Here is a 21932-nt window from a genome sequence, read left to right on the forward strand (position 1 = left end):
CACCGGGCGCCGACCGGTCTCCACCACTTCCCCCGGGAGGCTCCCGTGTCCCTGCCCCTCTGGTCCCGCCGCACCTTCCTGAGCACCACGACAGCGGCGGCCCTCACACTCGCCCTCGCCCCGCAGGCCCACGCGGCGGACGAGTTCGAGACGCTCCGGCTCCGCTGGCTCGACCTCCAGCTCGGCTCCGGCTTCGACGCCGGGGCCGAGCCCTACGCCTCCCGCCTCGCGGAGACGGGCACCCTCGCCCGTACCTTCCGCGCCGCGATGGCCCCCGCCACGGCCTCCCTCTGGCCCGACGCCCCCTTCGACCCGCCGGCCGGCATCTCCCAGAGCTACAGCCGCCTCTGGACGATGACGCAGGCGTACGCCCAGCCCGGCACCGGCCTCACCGGCGACACGGGCCTGCTCGCCGACGTGCTGCGCGGCCTCGACCACCTCTCCGCCACCGTCTACCGGGCGGGCGCGCCCCGCTACGGCAACTGGTGGGAGTGGCAGATCGGCGCCCCCCGCCTCCTCATGGACATCGTGGCCGCCCTCCACCCCCACCTCGGCGCCGAGCGGATCGCCGCCGCCTGCGCCGCCGTCGACCACTTCGTCCCCGACACGGTGCTCAGGGACTACACCGGCACCTCGACCGGCGCCAACCGCGTCGACCTCTGCCGCTCCGTCGCCCTGCGCGGGGTCGTCGGCGCGAACCCCGCCAAGCTCGCCCTGGCACGCGACGCCCTCTCGCCCGTCTTCCCGTACGTCACCCAGGGCGACGGCCTCTACGCCGACGGCTCCTTCGTCCAGCACACCTGGGTCGCCTACTCCGGCACCTACGGGCAGGTCATGCTGGACGGCCTCGGCCGGCTCTTCACCCTGCTCGCCGGCTCCACCTGGGCCGTCACCGACCCGAACCGGCAGATCGTCCTCGACAGCGTCGAGCAGGCCTACGCGCCCCTCATCTACGACGGACTGATGATGGACAGCGTCAACGGACGCGCCATCAGCCGCGGCTACCTCAAGAACGACGACCGCCGGGTCATGCGCTCCGACCACTTCCACGGCCAGGGCGTCATCGCGGCCATGGCCCTCCTCGCGGGCGGGGCCTCCGCCGCCGAGCGGGACCGCTGGCACGCGCGCCTGAAGGGGTGGATCGAGCGCGACACCGTCTCCCCGGTCCTCGCCGCCCGTCAGTTCGGCGTCGCCGACCTCGCCCGGCTGCACGCCGTCGCCGCCTCGCCCGTCCCGGCCGCCCCCGAACCCACCGGCCACCGGCTCTTCGCCGCCATGGACCGGGCCGTCCACCGCCGCCCCGGCTGGGCCGCCAACATCGCGATGGCCTCGAACCGCATCACGTACTACGAGTGCGGCAACGGCGAGAACCCGCGCGGCTGGCACACCGGCGCCGGAATGCTCTCCTGGTGGACCCCGTCCCTCGGCGACCAGTACACCGACTGGTTCTGGCCCACCGTCGACCCGTACCGCCTGCCCGGCACCACCGTCTCCACCAAGCGGCTGGCCGACCGGGCGGGCGGCGAGTGGGGCGCGCCCCGGCCCGCCGTCCGCTGGGTCGGCGGCGCCACCGACGGCGAGTACGCGGCCGTCGGCCAGCACCTCAAGGGCCTCGGCTCCACCCTGGAGGCCCGCAAGTCCTGGTTCTGCGCGGCGGACGCCGTGATCTGCCTGGGCGCCGGGATCACCGCCACCGACGGCGTGCCCGTGGAGACGGTCGTCGACAACCGGCTGCTGGGAGAGGGCGGCACCCGGGCCCTCACCACCGGCGACGGCTGGGCCCATCTGGAAGGCCACGGCGGCTGGGTCCTCCCCGCGGGCTCCGGGGACCTCCGCACCCTCCGCGAGGACCGCACCGGGGCCTGGAGCGACATCAACACCACCAGTTCCACCGAGCGCGTGACCCGCCGCTACCAGACCCTCTGGCTCGACCACGGCACGGACCCGGTCGCGGCCTCGTACGTCTATCTGCTGATGCCGGGCGCCTCCCCGCGCACCCTCGCCGCCCGCGCCGCCGACCCCGACTGGCTGAGCGTTCTCGACAACAGCGCCGAACGGCAGGCGATAGCCGTCCCGTCCCTCGGACTCACCGCCGCGAACTTCTGGGCGGCCGGTACGGTGGGCCCCCTCACGGTCACCGCGCCCGCGAGCGCCCTCGTCCGCCGCCGCCGCTCGGTCCTCGACCTCAGGGTCTCCGAACCGCTCCGCACGGGGCAGCCCCTCGAACTCCTCTGGGCGGGCCCGGTCCGCCGGGTGCTCTCGCACGACCCCTCGGTGGAGGTGCTCGCCACCGGCCGCTCACTGCGGCTGCGGATCACCCCGGGCACCCGGGGCGCCACCCACCGTTGCGAGGTGCTCCTCTAGTCCCGCCGGGGTCCATGTCGGAACCCTACAAACACGAGGGGTGCCTGACTGTTGACTCGGGCTGGGCGGGTCCAGGTTCTGTCCAGCCCCACCAGGAATCGACACGGGAGACTGTACGGAGTCGACGGCGGGGTTTTCTTGTCCGGCTTCGTAGGGTCGACACATGACCGTTGTGGACCAGATCCCGAGCGAGCCCGCTGACGCCCGTGGCCGAGTGGCCGAGCTGCACGTCCTGCGCGAGCAGGCACTCCGCGGCCCGAGCGAGCGGGCGACCGAGGCCCAGCACGCGAAGGGCAAGCTGACGGCGCGCGAGCGCATCGAGCTGCTGCTCGACCCTGGTTCCTTCAACGAGGTCGAGCAGCTGCGCCGGCACCGCGCCCAGGGCTTCGGCCTGGAGGCGAAGAAGCCCTACACCGACGGTGTCATCACCGGCTGGGGCACGGTCGAGGGCCGCACGGTCTTCGTCTACGCCCACGACTTCCGGATCTTCGGCGGCGCCCTCGGCGAGGCCCACGCCACCAAGATCCACAAGATCATGGACATGGCCATCGCGGCCGGTGCCCCGCTGGTCTCCCTGAACGACGGCGCCGGCGCCCGCATCCAGGAGGGCGTCTCGGCGCTCGCCGGCTACGGCGGCATCTTCCAGCGCAACACCCGCGCCTCGGGCGTCATCCCGCAGATCTCGGTCATGCTCGGCCCCTGCGCGGGCGGCGCCGCCTACAGCCCGGCGCTCACCGACTTCGTCTTCATGGTCCGCGAGACCTCGCAGATGTTCATCACGGGACCGGACGTCGTCAAGGCGGTCACCGGCGAGGAGATCACCCAGAACGGACTCGGCGGCGCCGACGTCCACGCGGGCGTCTCCGGCGTCTCCCACTTCGCCTACGACGACGAGGAGACCTGCATCGCGGAGGTCCGCTACCTCCTGTCGATGCTCCCGCAGAACAACCGCGAGAACCCGCCGACGGTCGCCTCCGAGGACCCGGCGGACCGCCGCTCCGAGGTCCTGCTCGACCTGGTGCCCGCCGACGGCAACCGCCCGTACGACATGCACAAGGTCATCGAGGAGCTCGTCGACGACGGCGACTACCTGGAGATCCACGAGCGCTGGGCCCGCAACATCATCTGCGCCCTCGCCCGCCTCGACGGCCAGGTCGTCGGCATCGTCGCCAACCAGCCCCAGACGCTGGCCGGGGTCCTCGACATCGAGGCCTCCGAGAAGGCCGCCCGCTTCGTCCAGATGTGCGACGCCTTCAACATCCCGATCATCACCCTTCTGGACGTCCCCGGCTTCCTGCCGGGCGTCGACCAGGAGCACGGTGGAATCATCAGGCACGGCGCCAAGCTGCTCTACGCGTACTGCAACGCGACCGTGCCCCGGATCAGCCTGATCCTGCGCAAGGCCTACGGCGGCGCCTACATCGTCATGGACTCCCAGTCCATCGGCGCCGACCTGACGTACGCCTGGCCCACCAACGAAATCGCGGTCATGGGCGCCGAGGGCGCCGCCAACGTGATCTTCCGCAAGCAGATCGCCGAGGCCGAGGACCCCGAGGCCATGCGGGCCCGCATGGTCAAGGAGTACAAGGCCGAGCTGATGCACCCGTACTACGCGGCGGAGCGCGGCCTGGTCGACGACGTCATCGACCCCGCCGACACCCGCCAGGTGCTCATCCGGTCCCTCGCGATGCTCCGCACCAAGCACGCCGACCTGCCGTCCCGCAAGCACGGCAACCCGCCTCAGTAAGAGGAGTCATCCACGTGAGCACCCCTGCCCATCTTCTCCGCGTCGAGAAGGGCCACGCCGACCCCGAGGAACTCGCCGCCATCACCGCGGTGCTGCTCGCTCGCGCGGCCGCCAAGGCCGACACCGACACCGCGGACGACCACCGCGGCCGCACCACGGCCGGCTGGCGCCGCCTGGAGCGCGAGCACGGCTTCCGCGCCCCGCACAGCTGGCGCTGACCGTACGAGGGAGGGCCGGAACCCGGTGGACACCGGGCTCCGGCCCTCCCTCGCGTCCGCACGCCCGCGGACGGCCGGGGCGGGTGGCGAGTACTCGCCACCCGCCCTACGGCCAGATCGTCTGCACCAGCGCGTAGACACCCCAGATCAGGGCCGCCACGATGCCGCCCAGGATCAGCAGCGCCGCGCAGCCCAGCGCGATCTCCCCCTTGGTGAGTGGCTTCGTCTCGGGGACGGCGGCCGGCTCGACGCCCTGGGGCACGGGGCCGGGCGGGTTCGACCCCGTCTGGGGAGTGGCGGTCCGGGGCGGCGGAACCGACGCCTTGGAGCCACCGCCGGGGGGAGCCGTCCCCCCAGGGGGAGCCGAGGTGGACGGACCGGCCGAGGGCCCGGAGGTACGGGAGGTGCCGGAGGTGCGCGGCGTGCCGGACGCCCCGGGCCGGGCGGAGGCCCCGGAGGGCGTACCCGGACCGGCGGGCGCACCCGACCCGGAAGGCGCGGCCGGGCGCGGCACCGAGCCGAGCGGGACGAACACCGAGTCCTTCGTCCCCGCCGAAGCCCCCGCCGGCGCCCCCGCGCCCGTGCTCCGCCCCGGACCCGCCACGAACGGGTCCGGCTGCCCCGCCGACCGCCGCCCGCACCACGGGCACGCCGTCAGATGACCGGCGTAGTGGTGGTCCGCCGCGTCCGCGCACTGCACGACCGACTCCCGCGCGTCGTCCAGCGCGTCCAGCCAGACCGCCGAGGACGGCCGCCGCCGGGGATCGCGGATCCCCGGCCCGAACGTCCGCCGGGCCAGTTCCACCAGCCGGGGCGGCAGCACCTCGGGCGGGAGCAGCTGCGCCGGCACCCGCACCCGGTCCGGCTCGACCAGGAACGACGTCCCGCTCATGATGTTGTCCTTGCGGGTCGCCTCCGCGGCGCCGTACAGCGGAGCCCCGTCGAAGGGGTGGTTCCCGCCGGTGATCAGCTGGTAGACGAGGACGGCGAGCGCGAAGTCGTCCGCGTGCCGGGTCGGCGGCTCCCCCCGCTGCCGCTCGGGGCTCGCGTAGTCGTCGGTGAACACCTCGCAGCCGAAGGACTCACCGGTCAGCGCGTCCGTGAAGGCGAACGAGTCGCAGTCCAGGAACGTGACGAACCCGTTCCGGTCGACGACCGCGTTGGCGCTCGACAGATCGCCCACCACGAAGCCCTGCTGATGCAGCTCGGCCGTCATGTACGCCAGGTTCGACGCCACCGCCAGCAGGAACTTCCAGTGCGCCCGGCCCTCGAACCGGCGCAGCCGCACCGGCTTCTGGAGCAGCCCGCTCAGCTGGGTGTGCGCCGCCGGATCGAGGTACGGCATGCCGTAGCCGATCGGGCTCCCGCCCGCCTCGATCGTGTCCACCGGCCACACCAGCATCGGCGGCTGACCGGGCGCGAGCCGCTCCCCGGCGAGCGGATCGGCCCGCAGCATCGCGGTGAGCCGGCGCAGCTGGGCGCCGTCGGGGGTGCGGTTGTAGATCTTGGCGGCGAGGTCGGCGCGCTCGTTCAGCCGCCACACACTGCCCTGCCCGCCCGTCCCCAGCGGTTTCGCCACCCGGGTCACCCGGGTGCCGTCCCCGAGGGCCAGGCTGAGGCCGTCGAGGGAGAGGTGGTCGTCGCGGTGTCCGCGGTTCTCGTCAGCGGTAGTCATGTCCGTATCGCCCACAGGAGAGTCTTGTCGTCCCCGGTCACCCGGGTGATCTGGTCCGATCCGAGAAACTCGGAGAGCCGCCGCTCCTCCTCGTCGTGGTCGTAGTCGGGCCGGGCGAGCCGGTCGAAGAGATGCCCGAGGAACGCGTCGTGCGGCATCGGGGGCCGCCCGGCCGGCGCCCGCCGCAGCAGGGCCTGGGTCAGTCCGTCCGTGGAGAGCAGCACCCCGTCGATCCCGTCGTCCCGGACGCAGTCCACCCGGAGCTGCCGGAGCGCGGTGGGCGAGCCCACGAACACCGTCTCGTTCGCGTACTCGCTGCCCGTGTGCGCCCGCGGCAGCAGGTCGTACGCGGGCCGCTCGGGATCGCCCACGTCGGACCGGACGACCACGAGACCGTCACCGACCGACAGCTGCCCCAGCCAGCCCGGGGCGAGGACCACCACCGTCAGCGTGGTCGCGTACGGGGCGGGGGAGTCGCCGCACCACCGCAGGAAGGCGGCCCGCACGTCACGGAAGGCCTCGGTCAGCGCCTCCTTGCGCGCGTGCGCGTCCGGCAGCCGCTCCCAGGGCGTCACCAGCGGCTCGAACGCCCGGGTCGCCAGCCGTACGGCCTGCCGGGCGCCCTCCTCGGAGCGCGGTGCGCTGCCCGCGCCGTCCGCCACCGCGAGGACCAGCCCCGACGGGGTCCTGCGGACCCGCCACGCGTCCTGACAGGGCATCCGCTCCCGCAGGTGCCGGTAGCCGATCGCGCTGGTGCCGTGCACCCGCCAGTCCGGGGGCGCCCCGTCGGCCGGCCTCACGCCGGGACCTGCCCGCCGCCGCGCCGCCGCTTCAGCCGGGCGAAGATCTCCTGGAACTCGGCCTCCGCGGCGCCGCCCTGGGTGGCCTTGGCGCTGTGCGACATCGCCGTGAGCAGCTCCGCGAACGGGAAGCCGTCCAGCCACGCGTGGTAGTGCGGCGCCAGCTCCTGGAGCACCTCCTCGGCGCCCGCGTGGCGCTCGCCGACGCCCACCGCGAACAGCCGGAAGCGGCGCTCCTCCTCCGCCCTGCGCAGCTCGGGCAGGAGTTCGCGGTACGCGTGCGAGAACCGGCCCTCCTCGTCGCTCGGGTAGCCGTCCGTGACGACACAGATCTGCGGGCGGTAGTACGTGAGCCCCTCCGCCCGCAGCCCCGCCTTGTAGTCGGCGACCACCTCCATCGCCAGGCGCAGCGCCCGGTCGAGGAGCGTCACGCCGTGAGCGCGCAGCACCGGCGGCCGGAACTCGTGGGCCGGTACGAAGGGACTGTGCGGCCACACCGGGGCGGTGGCGCCGAGCGGGGTGGCCCCCTGCCAGACGGTGATGCCGTCGCCGCCGCCGAAGGTGATCACGGCGACGTCGACGGCGGCGCTCAGCGCCATGTCCTCGGCGAGGCTCTCCGCCCAGGAACCGAGGGCGGTGTTCAGCGAGGAGATGGCGTCGTTCCGGGTCAGGGACGTCGAGGTGTCCAGGCAGAGCAGCAGCGGCAGCCGCTGGGCGCTGTCGAACTCGAAGCCCATGTACGGCACGGGGAGCGGGGCTTCGTCGGGCTGGGGCGTGGGAGTCACGGCTACTCCGTGGAGCGATGGGTGGTCAGGGAAGGACGAGCGGGTACGGGGTGGGGCGGTCGTGCGGCGGAGGTGCGGAAGTTCAGCGGAGCGGCCCGGCCTGGAACACCGGGGGTTCCGACTCCGGGACGAGGGTCACGCGGACCCGTTCACCGGGGTACGGGTACGCCGAAGGGGAGCCCAGCCAGTGGGCCCGGCACAGCGCGCCGTCCCACTCCACGTAGCCGTGCGGGCGCAGCCAGGTCGCGACGGTCGCGACGTCCCGGCGTCCGCCGGCCAGCGCCAGCGTGTCGCGGTCGCGGCCGTCACCGCCGGGGCCCGCGGGCCGGGGGACGTCGGCTGCCGGATACGCCTCGGATGGGCGCGTCGCGTCGGCGGGGGCGTCGGGGAGCGGGGCGGGCCGGGGAGGCTCGGTACGGGGGAAGGCGGGCGGACCGGCCTGGGGACGCGTGGGCGGCAGGGCCCGCTGGGAGCCGGGCGCGGGGGCCTGGGGGTAGGGGGACGGAGCGGACCGCGCGGGTGCGGCGCTCTGCGGGTGCACGGGCGGGGCACCCTGCGGGTGGCCGGACGGCGCGCTCCGGGCCGGCGGGTCGCTCTGCGGCGACGCGGCGGGCTGCTGCGGCTGTGCCTGCGGGTGCGGGTGCGTCTGAGGGTGCGGTTCGCCGGGCGTGGCCGAGGCCGGGGGCACGCGGTCGTCGGTGCCGGGCCGTTCCTGGACGAAACCCGCACCGTCCAGAAGGGCGCGCCCGGCCTCCAGCAGCCGGTCGACATGGCCCCAGATCCCGAGGGGGGACGGCGCCGAGGGGCGCTCGGGCGCGGGCATCCCGCCCGGCCGCCCCGGGCCCTCGGGCCGGCCGTCGGCCTCGGGCCGCGCACCGGGCGCGGGCGTCCCTTCGGGCTCGGTCCGGCCGTCGGGGCCCCGGACCTCCTCCGGCGGCCGAGCGCCCTCCGGCGTCCGCCGCGGCTCCGGCGTCCGCCCGGACTCGGGGGGCCGTGGCGTGCCGGCGTTCCGCGGGTCCTCCGGGTGCCGGGCGGGCTCGGGCCCGCGGGGGACCTCCCGCCGTCGGCCGTCCTCCCCGCGGGGGACGTCCCGCCGCCGGCCGTCGTCCCCGCGTGATCCCGAGCGCCACGAACCCGTACTGGCCCACATGATGGCGAGTGCCGCCCCCAGCGGTACCACCGTGATCGTCAGCAGGACGGCGGCCCATTCCATCCGGTCACTCCCGGGTCGCGAGGTCATCGGTGCTCCGCAGGACGAATCCGAGGTCGTGGCACTCGCGCAGCAGCCGCACCGCCGCTTCGAGCAGGGTGTCGAGCGTCGACGCGAAGCCCGTGGCGGTCAGGTGCGAGGCGAGCGGCAGGGCGAGGACGGCGGAGAGCAGCGGCGCCTCGCTGCGGACGTCGCCGAGGATCGCGCTCGGGGTCACCTCGCGGGAGTTCCACGCGGTCGCCGCCGCCGCCGTGGGCGCGAGCCGGTCGGGGGAGATCAGGGTCCCGTCGGTGACGGCCACCACGAGGGAGCCGGCGGCGCGGCTGACGTCCACGGTGAGCCGGGGCCCGGCCGGGCCGCCGACCCTGGCCTCCAGGTAGAGGGCGCCCTCCTCGCTCGCCACGGGTTCGCCGATGCGGCGGGCCCATTCCCGTACCAGGGACTCCCAGCCGTCGCGCAGTTCGACGGCGTGTTCAGCGGGCATGATGCAGAACCGCCTTCTGGACGAGGGACCGGGAGAACCCCGCGGCGAGCAGCCGGGAGGCGATCGGGCGCAGCGCGCACGGGTCGCCCGCGCCGTCCCGCGCGGGTACGTGGCAGCGGTGCGGGGGGTCGGGCACGGGCTCGGTGGGCTCCCGGCCGCCCGCGGCGCCGCCGGGTTCGCTGTCGGAACCGGTCCCGAGGAGGCCGGAGAGCGCGGTCATCAGCAGGTCGGGCAGCGGGCGGTCGGCCGCGGCGGTGGCCAGACAGGCGGTGATCAGCCCGGCGAGCGGCGCGGACACCCCGGTCAGGTAGGGGGCCGTGCCTTCGAGGATCCGGATGCTCGCCGGCAGTCCGGTGCCGAAGGCCGGGCGGCCGGTGGCCGCGTAGGCGAGGACGGCGCCGAGGGCGAAGATGTCGACGGCGGGGGTGGGTTCGCGCCCCAGGACCTGCTCGGGCGCCATGTAGCCGTGGGTGCCGAGAACGGTCCCCGGCAGGGTCAGTCCCGTCGTCGTCGCCGTCGTGCGGGCGATGCCGAAGTCGATGAGGCGGGGTTCGCCGCTCTCCAGGATGATGTTGCTCGGCTTGACGTCGCGGTGGATCACCCCGCGCGCGTGCACCTCGGAGAGCGCCTCCGCGAGCATGCAGCCCAGCGCCGCCACCTGCTGCTCGGGCAGCGGCCCGTCGCCGGTGACCCTGGCCTCCAGGGTGGGCCCCGCGACGTAGCGGGTGGCGAGCCAGAGCGGCGGCCGGACGGTCTCGGCGGCGTAGACGGGCACGGTGTACGGGCTGTGCACGTCGAGCAGGGCGTCCACCTCGCGGGCGAAGCGCTGTCTGATCTCGTACAGGTCGGCCAGCTCCCGGCGGATCACCTTGACCGCGAGCCGCTGCCCGGCCGGGGTCCGGCAGAGGTACACCTTGCCCATGCCGCCGTTGCCGAGCGTGCGGACGACCGTGAAGTTCCCGATCCGGTCCGTACCGTCGTACGTGCTCATCCCGCCTCCCCCGAGGTCCCCCCGACAACGTAGTGGACGCGGCGGGGCACGGTGGCGGTTTCACGCCGAAGGCCGCGTTCCCGGGAGGGGAACGCGGCCTTCGGCGGACAACGCGGGGGACGGCTACCGGAGTCGGGCCATGAGGGCGTGCTCGACGAGCGTGATGAGGGCGCTCTTGGCGTCCGCGCGGTGGCGGGCGTCGGTGGTGATGATGGGGGTGTCGGGGCCGATCTGCAGGGCCTCGCGNCGGGCCATGAGGGCGTGCTCGACGAGCGTGATGAGGGCGCTCTTGGCGTCCGCGCGGTGGCGGGCGTCGGTGGTGATGATGGGGGTGTCGGGGCCGATCTGCAGGGCCTCGCGSACTTCCTCGGGCTGGTASGGCTGGKYGCCGTCGAAGCCGTTGAGGGCGATGACGAACGGCAGACCGCTGTTCTCGAAGTAGTCGACGGCGGGGAAGCAGTCGGCGAGCCGGCGGGTGTCGACGAGGACGACGGCGCCGATGGCGCCGCGGACCAGGTCGTCCCACATGAACCAGAAGCGGTCCTGTCCGGGGGTGCCGAACAGGTACAGGATCAGGTCCTGGTCCAGGGTGATGCGGCCGAAGTCCATCGGCGCCGCGGACCAGGTCGTCCCACATGAACCAGAAGCGGTCCTGTCCGGGGGTGCCGAACAGGTACAGGATCAGGTCCTGGTCCAGGGTGATGCGGCCGAAGTCCATGGCGACGGTCGTCGTCGTCTTGTCGCCGGTGTGCGTGAGGTCGTCGATCCCCGCGGACGCGGAGGTCATGACGGCTTCGGTACGCAGCGGGTTGATCTCCGAGACGGCGCCYACGAACGTGGTCTTGCCCACGCCGAAGCCACCCGCCACCACGATCTTCGCGCTGGTGGTTGAACGGGCCGCGCCGCCGCTAGAGCTTGCGAAGTCCACTGAGCACCCTTTCGAGCAGTGTCACGTCTGGCTGACCGCCGGCGGCCTCGTCGCCGCCCGGCTGGTGGATGGCGACGAGCCCGGCCTCCGCCAGGTCGGCGACGAGGATTCGGGCGACGCCGAGGGGGATGGAGAGAAGGGCCGAGATCTCGGCGACCGACTTGATCTCGAAGCACAGCCGGCAGATCCGCTGGTGCTCGGGCAACTGCCCCTGCAGCCTGGACGGATCGGCGGTCGTGCTGACCAGCGCCTCGATGGCGAGCTGGTAACGCGGCCGGGTCCGGCCGCCGGTCATCGCGTACGGACGCACCAGCGGGTTGTGCCCGCCCGAACCGCCCGAACTGCTGGAACCGGCGGCGGACGGAGCGCGCGAGGCGCGGTGGCCGCCCGTGGACGGGGCCTGAGGCTGCTGGTAGGGCTGCGGTACGCCCTGTCTGCTCGGGGTGGAGGGAAAGTTGAACCGGTTGTTCTGCGCGGCGCCGCCCTGCGGCGCCTGCGCGTCATAACCGTTGTAAGGGTTTGAGCCCGGTGGTGTTACCACGTCTCCTCCTCCGACTGCCTCGCGGTCCATGTCCCTTGGAGCCGCGCCACCGCACCCTACGGGGCGGTGGCGCGAAACGCACTGTCTGTCTGTTAGTTGAGAAGACTTCCCTGAAGCTCCGCCCGGAGGTCGGGGGTCAGGACCGTGCCCGCGCGGTCCACGAGCAGCGCCATCTCGTAGCCCACGAGGCCGATGTCGGCCTCCGGGTGCGCGAGCGCGGCCAGCGAGGAGCCGTCCGAGATCGACATCAGGAAGAGGAAGCCGCGCTCCATCTCCACCACGGTCTGGTTGACCGCACCACCCTCGAAGATCCGGGACGCGCCCGCGGTCAGCGAGGTCAGTCCGGACGCGACCGCGGCCAGCTGGTCGGCGAGTCCGTCGGCGGAGACCACCACCGTGTGCGACACCCCGGGGGTGTTGTCCACGAAGTTGGTGATCAACCAGTTCAGATTCTGCGCCGCCTGGCTCATGCTCACACTAACGCTCCTGGTTGTAGGTATTACCCGGGCCGAGGCCCGATCCGTTCGTGTCCGTTCCCGCGCTGCGTCCCTGCTGGACACCCCGGCGCAGGTTGCTCAACCTGCCCCGGACGTCCTCGGGAGCGCGGGAGACCTGGGGGCCGCCCTGCGGGGTCTGCTCGGCCGTGCCCTCGACCAGGTTGGCCTTCGGGACCCGGCGGGGGAGGCCGGACGAGGTGACCCCGCCCGCCTTCGGCTCCTTGAGCTTTCCGGCCCGCTGCCAGCGCTCGTCGTTGGTCGAGCGCCATTCGTCGGTACCGTCGGCTTCGTCCTGCTGCTGCTCCTGAGCCGGCTGCGCGGGCTCGGCCGGCTGCGGTGCCTGCTGCTGCGGCGCCTGCTGGGTCGGCGAGGCGACGCTGCCGCGGCGCGGCAGTCCGGCGTCGGTCAGCGCGTGACCGGCGTCCGGGACGGCACTCGGGGCCGGACCCGGACGGTCGAAGCCTACGCGCTCGGGGGCCTGTTCGGGAGCGCCCGGAGCAGATTCCGATTCCGTCCCGTACTCCTGCGGCCAGCTGCCCTGATACGCGCTCTGATCCTGCCACTCTGCCTGGTGGGACTGGGGATCGAACGTGTTGCCGTACTGCTGGTGTTCGGATTCCGGAGCCTCGTACGAAGCTTCCGCATAGCCCTGCTGGGGGTACGCCTCGTAGCCCTGCTGCGGGGCCGCGTAGCCCGCGCCGTAGCCGTCCTGCTGCGGGTAGCCCGCCGCGTACTCCTGGCCGTAACCCTGAGCCTGCTGCGCCTGCCCGTAGTCCTGCGCCGGGGCGTACTGCTCCGCCGGGTACTCCTGGGCCTGCTGCTGCGGGACGCCGTACTCCTGCGCCGGGGCCTGCTGCGCGTACTCCCCGCCCTGCTCCGCCTCGTCGCGGAAGAGCGGACGTTCGCCGCCCTGCGCGGTCTGGGCCTCCAGGGCGGCACGCCGCCCCTCGCGCTTCAGTGAGCGGTCGACCGGGTCGACCGGGCGCTCCTCCTCGGCCGGCTGCTCGTAACGCGAGTCGTCGAAGCCGAGGTCGGCGGCGGTCAGCATCGGCTGCGGCTGCTGCGGGGCGCTCTCGAAGGCGCTCTGCTGCTGCTGCGGCATGATCTGGGAGACCGTGAAGTCGTCCTGGAGCGGCTGCTCGCCGCCACCGCCGTGGGTGATCGCGTCCGGCAGCATGACCAGGGAGGTCGTGCCGGCCTGCTCGCCCGAGGGGCGGAGCTGGACCCGGATGCCGTGGCGGTCGGCGAGCCGGCCGACCACGAAGAGGCCCATGCGCTGCGACACGGCGGCGTCGACGGTCGGCGGGTTGGCCAGCTTGTGGTTGATGTCCGCGAAGTCCTCGGCGGTGAGGCCGATGCCCTTGTCGTGGATCTCGACCATCACACGGCCGTCGGGGAGACGGGTCGCGGTGACGCGGACCTTGGTCTGCGGGGAGGAGAACGTGGTGGCGTTCTCCAGGAGCTCGGCGAGCAGGTGCACGAGGTCGGTCACGGCCTGGCCGTGGATCTCGGCCTCCGGCACACCGGCCAGCTCGATGCGCTCGTACTGCTCCACCTCGGAGGAGGCGGCGCGCATGACGTCGACCAGCGGGACCGGCTGGTCCCAGCGGCGGCCGGGCTCCTCGCCGGCGAGGACCAGGAGGTTCTCGCCGTTGCGGCGCATACGGGTCGCCAGGTGGTCCAGCTTGAAGAGGTTCTCCAGCTGGTCCGGGTCGGCCTCGTTGTTCTCCAGGTCGGTGATGAGGGTCAGCTGGCCCTCGATCAGCGACTGGTTGCGGCGCGAGAGGTTGGTGAAGATCGCGTTGACGTTGCCCCGGAGCATGGCCTGCTCGGCGGCGAGCCGGACGGCCTCGCGGTGGACCTGGTCGAAGGCGCGGGCGACCTCGCCGATCTCGTCCTGCGAGTCGATCGGGATGGGCTGCACGCGGGTGTCGACGCGGCCGGGCTCGGTACGGGAGAGCTGGTCGACCAGCATCGGCAGGCGCTGCTCGGCGATGCCGAAGGCCGCGGTGCGCAGCTCGCGCATCGAGCGGCTCATCTGGCGGGCCATCATCCCGGCGAGGACGAAGGCGGCGAGCAGGGCGATGACGACGATGCCGCCGTTGAGCCAGGCGTCCGTCTTGGCCTCGTCGGAGACGCGCGCGGCCTCGGCCACGGCCTTGTCGACGAGGGCCTTCTCGACCTCCGAGTAGCCCTCGAACTTCGCGGTGGCGACGGCCGACCAGGTCTCGGCGGTGATCCCCTTGGACTTCAGCGCCGCGAGGGCGTCGGGGTCCTTGGCGGAGCCGATCGCGGCGGCGACGCCGGAGTAGACGGAGCCGTCCTTGCCCTTGGGCAGCTCGACGTCGGCGGCCTGCATCTGCTTGGCGCCCTCGGCGGCCTTGCCGGCCATGACCTTCTTGAGCAGCTCGACGTCCTCGGGCAGACCACCGGAGGAGAACTCGCCGAGGGCGATCTGCTCCAGGTAGTTGTACGAGTTGAACGCCACGGACTGCTGGGCGAAGACGGCCTCGTCACGGCTGGGCCGGACCAGGAGCTGGGTGCCGATGGAGCGCTGGAGGGACTCCGCGCCCTTCGAGAGCTGGATCGCGTAGACGCTGCGGCCGTAGGTGGTGACGTTGCCCGTGCCCAGGCCGAGCTCGTTGGAGAACTCGGCGAGGTAGTGCTGGACGCCGGTGTACCCGAGCTGGGTGTTCACCGGGTCGAGCGAGCGGGTGTACGCGGCCTTGCGGAGCGCTTCGAGCTTCGGCTCCTCGTCCTTGAAGAGGCGCAGACGCCGCTCCAGGCCCTGGCCCGAGGGCAGGTCCTTCGCGGCCTCGTCGAACTTGAGCCGGGCGGCGTCGGTCGCGGCGTACGCCTGCTGGACCTCGTCGCTCTTGCGGTCCTCGGCGGTCTTCGCGGTCAGCAGCGGGCCGGCGGTGAGGTCCCGCTCGTTGAGGAGGGCGGTGCTGTACTCCGAGGCGGCCCGCACGATGAGCGCGGTCTTCTCGGCGTCCTGCGCCTCCTGCCAGGTGTTGATGGCGGTCTTGACCTGGAAGCCGCCCATGACGAGGCCGACGAGCACGGGTATGCAGAGGATCGCGTTCAGACGGGTTGGCACCCGCCAGTTGCGGGGCGACAGCTTGCTGGAGCTTCCCTTGCCCGCCGGGGCGGGCGGCGGCGTCACGGGCACGTCCGCGGGCGACACGGCCGTTCGCGACGGCGGCGTGAAGTTGCCCCGCGTCTCCTGCTCCGCGGAGCTTTCCTTGCTTCGCCTCACTCGACCAACAACCTCTCGGCGTCGGCACCTACGTTGTGCCGGTGTTTCGTTCAGGGCCGTACTACTCGGGAGTTCATGAATTGCAGCACGTGAAGGGGTTCCGTTCCAAACAGTGGGAAGCGGCGGCTTTCAGTGGTCCAGGCCTGACATAAAACGGGCATAAAGAGCGAGCCCCGCCAAATGGCGGGGCTCAGGTGAGCGCAGCGACACCGACCGGATGCGTCGGGTGTCCGAGGCGCCCCAATTCTCTGTCGAAACGTTATGAACAGGTCGGGCGGTCGTGTCGAAGGACACAGACCGCCCCTGGCGGAGGCATATGACAACCGCCCCTGACCGCCCGGCTACTTCAGCCGGGCCATGAGGGCGTGCTCGACGAGCGTGATGAGGGCGCTCTTGGCGTCCGCGCGGTGGCGGGCGTCGGTGGTGATGATGGGGGTGTCGGGGCCGATCTGCAGGGCCTCGCGCGGCGCCGCGGACCAGGTCGTCCCACATGAACCAGAAGCGGTCCTGTCCGGGGGTGCCGAACAGGTACAGGATCAGGTCCTGGTCCAGGGTGATGCGGCCGAAGTCCATCGCCACCGTGGTGGTCGTCTTGCCACCCGTGTGCGTGAGGTCGTCGATCCCCGCGGACGCGGAGGTCATCACGGCTTCGGTACGCAGCGGGTTGATCTCCGAGACGGCGCCCACGAACGTGGTCTTGCCCACGCCGAAGCCACCCGCCACCACGATCTTCGCGCTGGTGGTAGACCGGGCCGCGCCGCCGCTAGAGCTTGCGAAGTCCACTGAGCACCCTTTCGAGCAGAGTCACGTCCGGCGTGCCGCCGGTCTCTCCGTTGCCCGGCTGGTGGATGGCCACCATGCCGGCCTCCGCCAGGTCGGCGACGAGGATTCGTGCGACGCCGAGCGGCATCGACAGGAGCGCCGACACCTCGGCCACCGACTTGACCTCACGGCACAGGTGGCAGATCCGCTGGTGCTCCGGAAGCAGCGTGGCGAGGTGCGCCGGGTCGGCCGTGGTGCTGACCAGCGCCTCGATGGCGAGCTGGTAACGCGGCCGGGTCCGGCCGCCGGTCATCGCGTACGGACGCACCAGCGGCTGGTCGCCCTCATGTCCGTACTCGTCGACTGAATTGCCGTACGGATCGTGAGAGGCGGGGGGCGGGGTCATGAATCCTCCGGGCGTGACAGCAAGCTCTCTGCCGTCTGATGGGGCCGGTGGGGGGCCGGATTGGGGCGGCCGGACGGTGAACGGTGCCCAGGGCGGTACGGAGGGGCGTACCGCCCTGTCGGTCGGTGGTGCGGTGGGGCTGTCCGGAATGCGGGACCGGCTAGTGGAGCAGGCTGCCCTGGAGCTCCGCGCGCAGATCCGGGGTGAGCACGCTGCCGGCCCGGTCGACCAGCAGCGCCATCTCGTAGCCCACGAGGCCGATGTCGCACTCGGGGTGCGCGAGCACGGCCAGCGAGGAACCGTCGGAGACCGACATGAGGAAGAGGAAGCCGCGCTCCATCTCCACCACGGTCTGCGCGACGGGGCCCCCCTCGAAGATCCGGGACGCACCCGCGGTCAGCGAGGTCAGTCCGGACGCGACCGCCGCCAGCTGGTCGGCACGGTCGCGGGGGAATCCTTCGGACATGGCCAGCAGGAGTCCGTCGGCGGAGACCACCACCGTGTGCGACACCCCGGGGGTGTTGTCCACGAAGTTGGTGATCAACCAGTTCAGATTCTGCGCCGCGACCGAGGTGGTGGTTACCCGTGGTCGAGTTTCCGGCCTGTCGGCCCTGCTGGATGCCGCGGCGCAGATTGGTCAGCCGGCCGCGGACGTCGTCGGGTGCACGCGAGACCTGGGGGCCGGCGCTGTGCGCCTGCTCCTGAGCGGTCCCGGGTACGAGGTTGGCCTTCGGCACGCGCCGGGGGAGGCCGGAGGTGGTGACGCCGCCGGCCGCGGGCTTGCGGACCCGCTCGGCCTGGCGCACCAGCTCGTCGTTGGGCGAGGTCCGCCAGGCGGCCCCGCCGTTCTGCCGACCGCCGTCGGCGGGCACCGGAGCGGACGGCTGGGCGACGACCGGGGTCTGCGTCGTCTGCGCCGGGTCCTGCTGCGGGGCCTGCGGGCCCTGCTGCCGGCCCTGGGCCTGAGCCTGCTGAGCCTGCTGGGCCTGCTCCTGGTGGAACCAGTTGGTCTCGAGCGTGTCGTACAGCGGGGTACGGCCGTCGCCCGCACCGCTCGCCGGCGGCAGGGCCTCCGGACGGCGCGGCTGCTGGAGCTGCGGCTGCTGCGGCTGCTGCCGGACCGGCTCGGCCGGACGCGGGGCACCGAAGTCCTCGCCACCGGTCCGCTGACGCGGCGCCGGGGGCTGGGCCTGCGGGGCCTGCTGGGCCTGCGGCACGAAGGGCTGCCGGCCGAACTGCTGCTGGCCGCCCTGGTACGCCTGCTGCTGCGGGGCCTGCGGCTGCGGGGCCTGCGGCTGCTGCTGCGGGGCGCCGAAGTCCGGCCGGGCGAACTGACCGGTGGAGCCCGGGCCCTGCGGGGCGCCGAAGTCCGGCCGCGGGAACTGACCGGTGGAGCCGGGACCCTGCGGGGCGCCGAAGTCCGGGCGCGGGAACTGCGCCGTCGACGCCGGGTCCTGCACACCGCCCTGGTACACCTGCGGGGCCGGCTGCTGCGGAGCCTGCTGCGGGCGGCCCTGCTGGGGCTGCTGCTGCGGGGCGCCGAAGTCGGGGCGCGGGAACTGACCGGTGGAACCGGGGCCCTGCGGCGCCGGGGCGCCGAACAGGCCGGTCGTCTCCGGCTCCTCGTGGCCGCGCGGGGCGTCCAGCGGGGACATCTCCTGCTGCGGGCGCCGGACCGGCTGCTGGGCCGGGTCGTTGCCCCAGCTCGCGGCCTGCGGGCGCTGCGGCTGGGGGTTGCCCCCCGGCAGCTCGGCGCGCGGGAAGTCGTACCCACCGGGCTGGTTGCCCTGCGGGGCCTGGCCCTGCGGCTGCTGCTGCGGCGCGCCGGGTCCGGCCTGCGGGACGCCCTGGCCGGGCTGGCTGCCCCACACGTCGGTACGCGAGGGGATGGCGCTCGCGGCGCCGCCGATGAGACCGCCGCCGGGGCCCGGGCGCATCGCGTCCTGGCCGGGCGCCTGCGGCGCCTGGGGGATCTGCGGCAGCTGACCGGTCTGGTCGAACTGGGCGTTCTGCGGCTGGGGCTGCTGCGGGGTACGGGGCTGGGGGCCGCCGGTGAGCGGGGCACCCTCCCGGGCGGGCAGCGCGGCCCGCGGACCGCTCGTACCGACCTGACCGCGTGCCGCACCGGCACCGGCGCCGAGGAGTCCGGCCGCCGGCGTACCGCCCTGGCCGGGACGCCCGCCGCCGGGACCGCCGGCCGCACCGGGACCCGCGGGGAGCCGTCCGCCCGGGGCGGAGGCGCCGGGCGGCATCGCGCCCTGGCCACCGGCACCCGGCTTGGGCATCGGCTTCTTGTTGCCCTGGGCCACGTCGACGGGAAGCATGACGAGCGCGGTGGTGCCGCCCGAGTCGGACGGACGCAGCTGGATGCGGATGCCGTGTCGCAGGGACAGGCGGCCGACCACGAACAGACCCATGCGGCGGGAGACCGAGACGTCCACGGTGGGCGGCGAGGCGAGCCGCTCGTTGATCGCGGCGAGGTCCTCCGGGGAGAGACCGATGCCGGTGTCGTGGATCTCGACGAGCACCCGTCCGTCCGGCAGCGCGTGACCGGTGACCCGGACCTTGGTCTGCGGGGAGGAGAACGAGGTCGCGTTCTCGAGCAGCTCGGCGAGGAGGTGCACGAGGTCGTTGACGACCCGGCCGGCGACCTCGGTCGCGGGGACCGAGGCCAGTTCGATGCGCTCGTACTGCTCCACCTCGGAGGCGGCGGCGCGGAGCACGTCGACCAGCGGGACCGGGCGGGTCCAGCGGCGGCCCGGCTCCTCACCGGCGAGGACGAGGAGGTTCTCACCGTTACGGCGCATGCGCGTCGCGAGGTGGTCGAGCTTGAAGAGCGAGGAGAGCTGGTCCGGGTCGGCCTCGCGGGACTCCAGCTCGGAGATGAGCGAGAGCTGACGCTGGATGAGGCCCTGGGAACGGCGCGAGAGGTTGGTGAACATCGCGTTGACGTTGCCCCGGAGGAGGGCCTGCTCGGCGGCGAGGCGGACGGCCTCGCGGTGCACGTCGTCGAAGGCCGCGGCCACCTGGCCGATCTCGTCCCGGGAGTGCACACCGACGGACTCGACGGAGGTGTCGACGTCCTGCGGGTCGGACTCGGAGAGCTGCTTGACGAGCTCGGGCAGACGGTCCTGGGCGACCTTGGTGGCGGTGTCCTGGAGCCGGCGCAGCGAGCGGATCATGGACCGGGCCACGACGAAGGCGCCGATGAGCGAGACGCCGAGGACGAGGAGGATCAGCGCACCGTTGACGATGGCCTCGCGCTGCGAGTCCTGCCGCAGCTCACGGGCCATGCTCTCCATGTCGCCGAGCAGACCGCGCTCGATGCGGTTCATGGCGGCGATCTTGGTGCCGTACTCGTCGGTGAAGTTCAGGTGACCGCGCTTGGCGCCGCCGGGCATCGCGTCGTCGGACTTCAGCACGCGCTCGGCGTACTTCTCGGCCGCGAGGATCGAGGGGTTGCCGCTGTTCAGCGAGGCGGTCAGCTCGTTGGCGTCGCCACCGGTCGACTCGTAGATCGCCTGGAAGGTCTTGAGCTCGACGCTCTCGGAGTTCAGCGCGGCCTCGCCGTAGAGGCGGTCACCCTGCTGGATCCGTCCGGCGGTCTTGTCGCCCTGGGGAAGGGCGCCCGCGATGATCGCCTGCTGGATGGAGGCGTACTCCTTGGCGGACGAGAACGCGGCGAGCGCGCGGGTCCGCTTGATCATCTCGGGGTTGCTGGTCGCCTGCGCCATGTCCTGGGACAGGCTCAGCAGCGAGCGGACGAGGCGGCTGTAGGCCTCGACCGTCACCGAGTGGGAGACGCCCTTCTCGTAGGCGTTGCCGCGGATCGTGTTCAGCTGGATGACCTGCGAGGCGATCTGGCTGACGTTCTGGCGGATGCTGCGCAGCGCCTCGTCGCCCTCGGTGGACGGGATGTCCTCCGTGGCTTCGAGGAAGGCCTTGTACTCGCGGTCCGTCTTCCGGCGGTTGTTCGCGACCTGGTAGTCGCTGACCGGGCGGCCGTTGGCCAGCGGGCCCGCGGAGAGGTCGCGCTCGGCCTGCAGGGCCTGCGCGAGGTCGGTCGCCTCACGGGTCAGCTTGGTCAGCAGCTGCATGTGGTCGAGCTGCTCCATGTCCTGGAGCGACTCGCTGATGCGGATGCCGCCCAGGGTGGTCGCGGCGACCACGGGGAGGGTCAGCAGCGCGACCAGGCGCGTGGAGATGCGCCAGTTGCGCAGGGCTATTCGCGGGCCGACCTCGTTCTCGGCGCGGGGCTTGACGGAGGCCTCGGCCGGCTCGGCGGGAGCGGCCGCCGCGTTCGCACGCCTGCCGCCGTCACCGCCGTCGGACGGGCCCTGACCCTGGTTCGGGGTGCGCGAGGCCGAGGGACCGCGGTCGGTCCCGGCACGCGGTTCCTGCTCCGCCGGAGCATCCGCTCGGCCCTGGCGGGCCTGGGGAGACCCCGAGCCATCCCTCTTGAAACGTCCCTGCACTAGCGTCGCAACCTCTGGACCAGGCGTCCTTCCGGGTGAACGGAGAGGACGGTGTCGGCGTCAATCGGGGCGTGGAGCGCCCCAGGTGGTCGTCGGTGACCGGCGCAGTTCCCCCTTCCCCGCCACATGGCCGGCGCTGCGTTGCGCCCCCTGCGCGCCGGCTTGAAACCCGCGGCGGTGCGTGGAATTCCAGCACAGTGCCGGATCTCCAACAAGGGCCGCGTGTCGCGCGGGGAGGGGAATGACAACCCGTGCCCGGGGGGTCACCCCATGTAGAAGATGATCACGGAGGATTCGGACTTTTCCCCTCCAATGGCTGCGCGTACCCGTGTGTCCCAGTCGCCATGATCAGGAGCGGAATAGATCGTTCAGTGGCGGAATGTCCCTTTCCGTGACCAAGGGGGGCGGTCCGTAATGACCGGAATGTGTCGCGATTGGTGAGCAAACTCACACGCTGATCGATGTCTTAGCCATGCATTCGAAGGGAATCGCATGTTTAGCCTGACGCTTTACACCCCTTCGCGCCCGCACGGGGCGCCCGTACCGGAACAAGGTCAGATCACCGCGATGAAGACGACGACGCCCGGCACCACGGCCAACCCCCGCCGTTCCACCCTCGTCCACCTCACGGACGCCGCAGAGCTCGGCCGGGGCGCCCAGCCGGAGTACGCGGTCGGGCTGCCCACGAACACGGCGAACCCCCGCCGCACGATCCTCATGCAGGCCCCCGCGCCGTACGAGCCGCAGCCGTACGCCACCGCGTCCCGCTGACCCCGGCGGGGGAGCGGCA

15 protein-coding genes and 3 pseudogenes are annotated in these 21932 nt (G+C 72.9%); 4 read left to right on the forward strand and 14 right to left on the reverse strand.

What is annotated here, in order from left to right; translation table 11 throughout:
* Positions 1 to 78 precede the first annotated feature (78 nt).
* The 3 genes from ASD33_RS30860 (at position 79) to ASD33_RS30870 (ending at position 4329) form a co-directional block, all read left to right on the forward strand.
* Positions 79 to 2364: a polysaccharide lyase 8 family protein gene (locus ASD33_RS30860; protein ID WP_242426951.1), complete on the forward strand. Its 2286-nt coding sequence runs from the start codon at positions 79 to 81 to the stop codon at positions 2362 to 2364.
* A 163-nt stretch (positions 2365 to 2527) separates the two neighbouring features.
* Positions 2528 to 4111: an acyl-CoA carboxylase subunit beta gene (locus tag ASD33_RS30865; protein ID WP_079045104.1), complete on the forward strand. Its 1584-nt coding sequence runs from the start codon at positions 2528 to 2530 to the stop codon at positions 4109 to 4111.
* Positions 4112 to 4125: 14 nt separating this feature from the next.
* Complete coding sequence (locus ASD33_RS30870) at positions 4126 to 4329, forward strand: acyl-CoA carboxylase subunit epsilon (protein WP_056567984.1); 204 nt, start codon at positions 4126 to 4128, stop codon at positions 4327 to 4329.
* 106 nt (positions 4330 to 4435) lie between these two features.
* Here the strand turns inward: ASD33_RS30870 and ASD33_RS30875 are convergent, their stop codons facing one another.
* The 14 genes and pseudogenes from ASD33_RS30875 to ASD33_RS30930 form a co-directional block, all read right to left on the reverse strand.
* The gene (locus ASD33_RS30875) at positions 4436 to 6004 is read right to left on the reverse strand and encodes a hypothetical protein (protein ID WP_056567988.1); all 1569 of its coding nucleotides are present in this window, start codon (positions 6002 to 6004) and stop codon (positions 4436 to 4438) included.
* On the reverse strand, positions 6001 to 6804 hold the full coding sequence (locus tag ASD33_RS30880; RefSeq protein ID WP_056567991.1) for a PP2C family serine/threonine-protein phosphatase: 804 nt from the start codon (positions 6802 to 6804) through the stop codon (positions 6001 to 6003). Before ASD33_RS30880 ends, ASD33_RS30875 begins: the two co-directional genes overlap by 4 nt.
* Positions 6801 to 7589: a hypothetical protein gene (locus tag ASD33_RS30885; RefSeq protein WP_056567994.1), complete on the reverse strand. Its 789-nt coding sequence runs from the start codon at positions 7587 to 7589 to the stop codon at positions 6801 to 6803. Before ASD33_RS30885 ends, ASD33_RS30880 begins: the two co-directional genes overlap by 4 nt.
* An 82-nt stretch (positions 7590 to 7671) precedes the next feature.
* Positions 7672 to 8829, reverse strand: a complete 1158-nt coding sequence (locus ASD33_RS30890) for a hypothetical protein (RefSeq protein ID WP_157870098.1) — start codon at positions 8827 to 8829, stop codon at positions 7672 to 7674.
* The gene (locus ASD33_RS30895) at positions 8807 to 9283 is read right to left on the reverse strand and encodes a hypothetical protein (RefSeq protein ID WP_056568000.1); all 477 of its coding nucleotides are present in this window, start codon (positions 9281 to 9283) and stop codon (positions 8807 to 8809) included. The genes ASD33_RS30890 and ASD33_RS30895 overlap by 23 nt, the downstream gene beginning before the upstream one ends.
* A complete protein-coding gene (locus tag ASD33_RS30900) occupies positions 9273 to 10274 on the reverse strand; it encodes a serine/threonine-protein kinase (RefSeq protein WP_056568003.1) in 1002 nt (333 codons plus the stop codon). The genes ASD33_RS30895 and ASD33_RS30900 overlap by 11 nt, the downstream gene beginning before the upstream one ends.
* Before the next feature lie 247 nt (positions 10275 to 10521).
* A pseudogene (locus ASD33_RS30905) lies at positions 10522 to 10883 on the reverse strand (ATP/GTP-binding protein); the annotation flags it as partial.
* 299 nt (positions 10884 to 11182) lie between these two features.
* Positions 11183 to 11743 (reverse strand): DUF742 domain-containing protein, encoded by a 561-nt coding sequence (locus ASD33_RS34670; RefSeq protein ID WP_079045105.1) that lies wholly within the window; start codon positions 11741 to 11743, stop codon positions 11183 to 11185.
* Between the two features lie 92 nt (positions 11744 to 11835).
* The gene (locus ASD33_RS30915) at positions 11836 to 12213 is read right to left on the reverse strand and encodes a roadblock/LC7 domain-containing protein (RefSeq protein WP_056568206.1); all 378 of its coding nucleotides are present in this window, start codon (positions 12211 to 12213) and stop codon (positions 11836 to 11838) included.
* A gap of 7 nt (positions 12214 to 12220) precedes the next feature.
* On the reverse strand, positions 12221 to 15499 hold the full coding sequence (locus ASD33_RS30920) for a nitrate- and nitrite sensing domain-containing protein (protein WP_056568006.1): 3279 nt from the start codon (positions 15497 to 15499) through the stop codon (positions 12221 to 12223).
* A 341-nt stretch (positions 15500 to 15840) separates the two neighbouring features.
* Positions 15841 to 16282: pseudogene (locus ASD33_RS34675) on the reverse strand (ATP/GTP-binding protein).
* A complete protein-coding gene (locus tag ASD33_RS30925) occupies positions 16263 to 16667 on the reverse strand; it encodes a DUF742 domain-containing protein (RefSeq protein WP_030206207.1) in 405 nt (134 codons plus the stop codon). Before ASD33_RS30925 ends, ASD33_RS34675 begins: the two are co-directional and overlap by 20 nt.
* A 160-nt stretch (positions 16668 to 16827) precedes the next feature.
* Entirely contained in the window at positions 16828 to 17220 is a 393-nt protein-coding gene (locus ASD33_RS34680; protein ID WP_033204890.1) for a roadblock/LC7 domain-containing protein, read from the reverse strand.
* A 13-nt stretch (positions 17221 to 17233) separates the two neighbouring features.
* Positions 17234 to 21142 (reverse strand): annotated as a pseudogene (locus tag ASD33_RS30930) (nitrate- and nitrite sensing domain-containing protein); the annotation flags it as partial.
* Positions 21143 to 21709: 567 nt separating this feature from the next.
* Here ASD33_RS30930 and ASD33_RS30935 point away from each other — a divergent pair.
* Positions 21710 to 21913 (forward strand): hypothetical protein, encoded by a 204-nt coding sequence (locus tag ASD33_RS30935; protein ID WP_056568011.1) that lies wholly within the window; start codon positions 21710 to 21712, stop codon positions 21911 to 21913.
* Positions 21914 to 21932: the final 19 nt, after the last annotated feature.

This window comes from Streptomyces sp. Root1304 (assembly GCF_001426405.1).
Lineage (GTDB): Bacteria > Actinomycetota > Actinomycetes > Streptomycetales > Streptomycetaceae > Streptomyces.